Source organism: Moraxella lacunata (genome assembly GCF_002027545.1).
In the GTDB taxonomy this organism is placed as follows: Bacteria; Pseudomonadota; Gammaproteobacteria; order Pseudomonadales; family Moraxellaceae; genus Moraxella; species Moraxella lacunata.
The window spans coordinates 1-6632 of record NZ_MXAN01000130.1 but is presented as its reverse complement, the minus strand read 5'-3'; the positions used below and the strand labels follow the sequence as shown (position 1 = coordinate 6632).

The following is a 6632-nucleotide window of genomic DNA, read 5'->3' as shown; positions in this document are numbered from 1 at the left end:
TTGGAAAGAGATTTAATTTAGATAATTGTTAGATAGGGGCTTATTATGGAAGTGTTATTTGTCTTGGTGGCGTTTGTCGTCTTTACCGTTTTTAAGGGTGTCAGACTCGTGCCACAAGGCTACAAATGGGTGGTTCAGCGATTGGGGAAATATCATCAGACCTTAGAGCCGGGTTTAAATTTTATCATTCCCTTTGTTGATACGGTCGCTTATAAAATCACGACCAAAGACATCGTGCTTGACATTCCCAGCCAAGAAGTCATCACCCGAGACAACGTGGTCATCATCGCCAATGCGGTGGCGTACATTAACATCATCAAGCCAGAATATGCGGTATACGGCATTGAAGACTATGAATACGGCATTCGCAATCTGGTGCAAACGTCTTTGCGTTCTATCGTGGGCGAGATGGATTTGGACAGTGCGTTATCAAGCCGAGACCAAATCAAAACCCAACTCAAACACGCCATTTCAGACGACATCGCCGACTGGGGCATTACCCTAAAAACGGTGGAAATCCAAGACATCAAACCGTCCCACACCATGCAACTGGCGATGGAAGAGCAAGCGGCTGCCGAACGCCAACGCCGTGCGATGGTAACACGAGCGGACGGACAAAAACAGGCGGCCATCTTGGAGGCGGACGGACGATTGGAAGCGTCTCGCCGTGATGCCGAAGCTCAGGTAGTGCTTGCCAAAGGTTCCGAAGAATCCATTCGTCTTATCTCATCGGCGATGGACGGCAAAGAAATGCCTGTTGTGTACTTGCTTGGCGAGCAGTACATCAAAGCAATGAACGACATGGCACAGTCTGACAATGCCAAAACCGTTGTCTTGCCTGCCGACATTCTAAACACCGTCAAGGGACTGGTGGGCGATAAGTTAAAGGGTTGATTTTATAATCATACAACTTCAAAACGCACCAATGGCAGTAAGATGCGTATGACGCATTAATAAGATTTTTCATTTAAANNCATACAACCAATGAATTTTTTAAAATTTAACATTGGTGCAAATTGGAGTTAATTGGCTATAAAAACAAAAAGCGGTGATGATGACCGCTTTTTATTTGTAGATAAAGTTTTAAAAGATAAAAGGCGTATGATACACCCATAAATTATCTTTTAAGTTATCTTTTAAATTATCAATCCAACTCATCAAGCCACGCCATTTGAATGGCCTCTAATATCGCTTCGTTAGATTTATCAGGCTCGCCCACAAAGCCGTCAAGCTCGCACACATAGCGGTGCAAGTCGGTAAAACGAATGTACTGTACGTCCACATCAGGGTGCTTTTCGGCAAGGGCAATGGCGATGTCTAAGCTGTCGTGCCAGTTGAGTTTCATAAAAAACCTTTTTTAGAGATAAGTTTACACAAATTTTAGCAAAAATTTTAAACCAATGCTATAATAATCGCCATTTTTATTTATCATTGTTAAATTATGAGCGTACAGACCCACACCCCCAATCCCAACCAAAATCAACGTAAAGGCAAACCACAAATCGCCAAAGCTGACCCCACCAATCCGCACCTAACGCCGATTGACCGTGAGATTTTGACCCCGCCAAACGGACACAAAAAAGTGCTACTGCATTCATGCTGTGCCCCTTGCTCAGGCGAGGTCATGGAGGCCATGCTTGCCAGTGGCATTGAGTTTACCATTTATTTTTATAACCCCAACATTCACCCCAAAAAAGAATACGAGATTCGCAAAAACGAAAACATCGCTTTTGCCGAAAAGCACGGCATACCGTTTATTGACGCCGATTATGACATGGATAATTGGTTCGCTCGTGCCAAAGGCATGGAGCAAGACCCCGAGCGTGGCAGACGCTGTACCATGTGTTTTGACATGCGATTTGAACGCACCGCCCTATACGCCCACGAGCATGGCTTTCCTGTGATGACAAGCTCGCTTGGTATCAGCCGCTGGAAAAACATGGCTCAAATCAACGACTGCGGACACCGTGCCGTTGCCCCTTATGAGGGTCTTGATTATTGGGATTTTAACTGGCGTAAAGGCGGTGGCAGTAGCCGTATGATTGAGATTAGCAAGCGTGAGCATTTTTATCAACAAGAATACTGTGGCTGTGCTTATTCGCTCCGTGACACCAATAATTTTCGCCGTAGCCAAGGGCGTGAACCCATTAAAATCGGGGTGAAGTATTATGGGGATGATGACGAATAAATAAGCCATAACACCAAAAGACCGTTTGATGACGGTCTTTTTTGTGCCTTTTAATAAATTTTATCAATCATCATTTAAAATTCATCAAGTTTTTTCAATTTAAAAAATCAAATCAAAACATCAAATTATTATAATTTACCAAATCATCAATCCTGCCTATAATAACCCCATAGATTGACAAACCAAGCAAAGCAAAGTTCAAGCTAGTAATCTAAGTTGGCAATGAGTGTCATTTTTATTGTTTACATACGCTAACCGACAAGCTTGCCCTGCTTTGTTATACTTGTTTTGTCATACCCTGATATTGTAATACACCGTAACCATAGGATTTATCATGACCGATACCCCAAAATGCCCCTACTCAGGCACGCCCCTTACCATGAGCAACGGAGCCCCTGTTGTTGATAACCAAAACTCATTGACCGCAGGTGCCAGAGGCCCCTTGCTTGCCCAAGATTTGTGGCTCAACGAAAAACTTGCCGACTTTGCCCGTGAAGTCATTCCAGAACGCCGTATGCACGCCAAAGGCTCAGGAGCGTTTGGGACGTTCACCGTAACGCATGACATCACCAAATACACCCGTGCCAAGATTTTTAGCGAAATCGGCAAAAAAACCGAAATGTTCGCCCGTTTTACCACCGTAGCAGGCGAGCGTGGGGCGGCGGACGCTGAACGTGATATTCGTGGTTTTGCCCTAAAATTTTACACCGAAGAAGGCAACTGGGACATGGTCGGCAACAACACGCCTGTGTTCTTTTTAAGAGACCCCAGAAAATTCCCCGACCTAAACAAAGCGGTCAAAAGAGACCCCAAAACCAATATGCGTAGTGCGACCAACAACTGGGATTTTTGGACACTACTGCCCGAAGCCTTTCACCAAGTTACCATTGTCATGTCCGACCGTGGCATTCCTAAGTCTTACCGCCATATGCACGGTTTTGGCTCGCATACGTATAGCTTTATCAATGCTGATAATGAGCGTTTTTGGGTTAAATTCCATTTTCGCACTCAGCAAGGTATCCAAAACCTAACCGATAGCGAGGCCGAAGCGGTCATCGCCAAAGACCGTGAGAGCAATCAGCGTGATTTGTTTGATGCCATTGAACGTGGTGATTTCCCAAAATGGAAAATGTACGTACAAATCATGCCTGAGCAAATGGCAGAAGAAGTGGATTTTCACCCCTTTGACTTGACCAAAGTTTGGTCAAAAAAACAATTTCCGCTCATTGAAGTGGGCGAATTTGAGCTAAATCGCAATCCAGAAAACTTCTTTTTGGACGTGGAGCAATCCGCCTTTGCCCCAAGCAATCTCGTACCCGGTATCAGCGTGTCGCCTGACCGTATGCTCCAAGCTCGCCTGTTTAACTATGCTGATGCACAGCGTTATCGCTTGGGCGTAAACCGCAACCAAATCCCTGTGAACGCCCCACGTTGCCCTGTGTACTCAAACCACAGAGACGGTCAAGGGCGAGTGGGCGACAACTATGGCGGACGTCCGCACTATGAGCCAAACAGCTTTGGACAATGGCAAGAACAGCCCCAATACGCCGAGCCACCCCTAAAAATCAGTGTCGATGCCAAGCAGTGGGATTTTCGTGAAGATGACAGCGATTATTTTAGCCAGCCACGAGCCTTGTTTAATCTCATGACTGATAAGCAAAAACAAGCCCTGTTTGACAACACCGCAGGAGCAATGGGCGATGCGTTGGACTTCATCAAATACCGTCATATCCGCAACTGCCACGCCTGCCACCCTGATTACGGTATGGGCGTTGCCAAGGCGTTGGGCATGACGGTAGAAGACGCCATTAAAGCGTATGATACCGACCCCGCCAAACATTTGGCGAGCTGTTTGCCACCAAAGGCGTAAGCGGTTTTGGTTGATTTTAAAGATAAAAGCCACTCTGGATAGAGTGGTTTTTTGTTGTTTGTTTTGATATAATAAATAAAGGAGTAAGTAGCAGATTGATTAAGTCTTTTTTGTCGATAAAAAAATTGCATACTAGATAGCTAGTATGGAGTAGCTTTATACAACGCATTGTCATAAATGTCAAGCGTCGCATAAATCTCAGCATTATGTAAGTATCAATAATTGGCATATCTATATATTCCATTGTTATGAGCATGATTGCTATCATTCTACTAAATTGGGGTGCCATTTCTCATAATGGCGTTTCGGCACACTTTTTCAATCCTTAATGCGTACCCCGCTTACTCCAACTTTTTATCTCCTTTTTTTGATTATGAAAGAAAAAAATCTTTGGTTTAAAGTAAAGTCCTATCCACATATCGGACTACCAATCACTCAGAAAGACTGCAATAAAGTAATTAACTACATAACAAATCCAGAAAATATCAAAAATCACGCTTTCTGCCCTTTCATTCATACCCAAATCATCACGCCCAAATTTCGTAAAGGGTACGATGGTGACGGAAATCTCCTACATAATGGCAAAAGAATACACCAAAAGAAAAAAGTAAGGAATATTTATTACGCAAATCACTGGGATGCAAATATATTTGCATACTATTCACACCTACTTTCCCAAAATTATGAATGCGTTCTTAAACAAAAGGGTCTAACAGAAGTTGTTACTGCTTATAGAAAAATACCAAAAAATAACAGCAATCAGACTGGTAAAGATATTGGAAAATGCAATATTGATTTTGCCAATGACGTTTTTGAGTACATTCGTGAATATACCCAAAAACATCAAGAAATTGCGGTGATAGCTTTTGACATCGAACAATTTTTTGATAACCTAGACCATAAAATTCTAAAAAAGGCATGGGAAAATATTATAAAAAAGACAAATTTACCAGATGACCATTATAATGTTTATAAGGCTATTACCAAGTTTTCTTATGTGAAAGCAAATGACTTATTTCAATTATTTCAAAATGAGATAATTGTAAAAAGTAAATCGGGCAACATAAGGAAAAAGCCAATTAAAAAATTGGAATACCTTAGAAATCAAAATGCAATTGCTTTTTGTGAATTAAAAGACATTCAAAAAATAAGAAAATCAGGTCTAATACAAAACAACAAATATGAAAAATGTACAATAACCAATCAAAAAAAATTAAAAAATTATGGTATTTGTCAAGGCTCTTCAATCAGTGCAACCTTAGCCAATATCTATATGCTAGAATTTGACGAACTAATTCATCATAAAATTCAAGAAATAGGTGGTATTTATAGACGATATTCTGATGATATGGTTGTCATCTGCCCAATCGACCATAAAGATGAAGTTTTAGGGTTGTTTGAAACAAAAATAAAGAGTATTTCTAAGTTGAATATAAACCCCAAAAAGACACAAATATTTTATTTTAAACTAAATGGCAATAATGAAATAACTTGCTTGCAGGAATTTAATGGAAAAATTAATCACAACAGCCACAAGAAGAAATTTGAATATTTAGGTTTTTCGTTTAATGGACAGCACGTCTATCTCAAAAATTCTGCACTTGCTAATTATTATCGCAAAATGAGTATGGGTGTGCGTAGATGTCATTTTTATGCCAATCACATCAGAAATGATACGCAAGGCAAGATTTTTAAAAACAGACTTTATCGACAATATTCATACATTGGAGCCAAGCCAGCAAGAGTAGGCAAAACCAAAAATAAATGGAAGCCTTCAAAACGCAAAAATTGGGGTAACTTTATTGGCTATGCAATGAGAGCAGACCAAATTTTGACGAATAGCAGAATTAAATACCAACTCAAAAACCATTGGAAGATACTTAATGCACGCATAAATAAATAAAAACTGCCCTTTGGAATTTTTGAAAGTCTTAAATGCATAAGGGTGAATTACAGTTCGCCCTGATAATTTTTTAATTTTAAGAAATAATTAAAAAAATTGTATATTATGAAAATATTGGTATAATAATACGATTGTTTCCACAAGGATATCTATGAAAAAACTGCTCATCGCCACACTCATCGCTCTATCACCCCTATCCGTTCATGCCACCAACTGGGTGGACATAGGCAGCACGAGCAACTTTATTTACCACATTAACCGTGATAGCATTCAGACACATTACTTTACTGGGGGCGGTACTTATATCACCGCTTGGGTTAAGAGAGATTATCACCAAGCCCAAGAGCTTAGTAATGGCAAGAAATACTGGCAAACGAGAGCTTTTTCGTATTATGACTGCGTTGCTCGTAAATCAGACTTTGATTATGTTATTTATTATGATAAGCAAAGTAATTCTGTTGACAGTTTCAAACGTTATGTATCCACGCATTCATCAAAAGACTGGACGAGAGCGGTTCCTGATACCGTAGGCGAGGGCAAACTTGATTATGCCTGCTCGCAAGCAGGGCGGTAAAAACATCCGCTTTTTATAAAGCGGATTTTTGTAAACTTGATGAAACGGTATTGTTAATTACCATATATCTTTGGATGTACAGCTAACAAAATTGAAT

Annotated in this window: 6 protein-coding genes; 5 read left to right on the top strand and 1 reads right to left on the bottom strand. The window is 40.7% G+C overall.

Translation table 11 applies throughout. From position 1 onward, the window contains the following. The first annotated feature begins 45 nt into the window (after positions 1 to 45). On the top strand, positions 46 to 894 hold the full coding sequence (locus B5J94_RS13620) for an SPFH domain-containing protein (protein WP_062500509.1): 849 nt from the start codon (positions 46 to 48) through the stop codon (positions 892 to 894). A gap of 250 nt (positions 895 to 1144) precedes the next feature. Here B5J94_RS13620 and iscX read toward each other — a convergent pair whose 3' ends face one another. Further along, entirely contained in the window at positions 1145 to 1345 is a 201-nt protein-coding gene (gene iscX / locus B5J94_RS13615) for a Fe-S cluster assembly protein IscX (protein WP_062500506.1), read from the bottom strand. Positions 1346 to 1441: 96 nt separating this feature from the next. Here iscX and B5J94_RS13610 point away from each other — a divergent pair, with 96 nt between their 5' ends. The 4 genes from B5J94_RS13610 to B5J94_RS13590 all read left to right on the top strand — a co-directional run bounded on the left by B5J94_RS13610 (position 1442) and on the right by B5J94_RS13590 (position 6535). Beyond that, positions 1442 to 2188, top strand: a complete 747-nt coding sequence (locus tag B5J94_RS13610) for an epoxyqueuosine reductase QueH (protein ID WP_227514682.1) — start codon at positions 1442 to 1444, stop codon at positions 2186 to 2188. A gap of 334 nt (positions 2189 to 2522) precedes the next feature. Further along, positions 2523 to 4058 carry a catalase gene (locus B5J94_RS13605; protein WP_062500503.1) on the top strand — a complete coding sequence of 512 codons (1536 nt, stop codon included), beginning with the start codon at positions 2523 to 2525 and terminating at the stop codon, positions 4056 to 4058. A 328-nt stretch (positions 4059 to 4386) separates the two neighbouring features. Further along, positions 4387 to 5961: a reverse transcriptase domain-containing protein gene (locus B5J94_RS13595; protein ID WP_062500497.1), complete on the top strand. Its 1575-nt coding sequence runs from the start codon at positions 4387 to 4389 to the stop codon at positions 5959 to 5961. Between the two features lie 151 nt (positions 5962 to 6112). Next, on the top strand, positions 6113 to 6535 hold the full coding sequence (locus B5J94_RS13590; RefSeq protein ID WP_062500494.1) for a surface-adhesin E family protein: 423 nt from the start codon (positions 6113 to 6115) through the stop codon (positions 6533 to 6535). The last annotated feature ends 97 nt before the right edge of the window (positions 6536 to 6632 follow it).

Coding starts and splice junctions, on each gene's coding strand:
- iscX (WP_062500506.1), bottom strand. CDS start 1,345: ATGAAACTCAACTGGCACGACAGCTTAGACATCGCCATTGCCCTTGCC.
- B5J94_RS13595 (WP_062500497.1), top strand. CDS start 4,387: ATGCGTACCCCGCTTACTCCAACTTTTTATCTCCTTTTTTTGATTATG.
- B5J94_RS13620 (WP_062500509.1), top strand. CDS start 46: ATGGAAGTGTTATTTGTCTTGGTGGCGTTTGTCGTCTTTACCGTTTTT.
- B5J94_RS13590 (WP_062500494.1), top strand. CDS start 6,113: ATGAAAAAACTGCTCATCGCCACACTCATCGCTCTATCACCCCTATCC.
- B5J94_RS13610 (WP_227514682.1), top strand. CDS start 1,442: ATGAGCGTACAGACCCACACCCCCAATCCCAACCAAAATCAACGTAAA.
- B5J94_RS13605 (WP_062500503.1), top strand. CDS start 2,523: ATGACCGATACCCCAAAATGCCCCTACTCAGGCACGCCCCTTACCATG.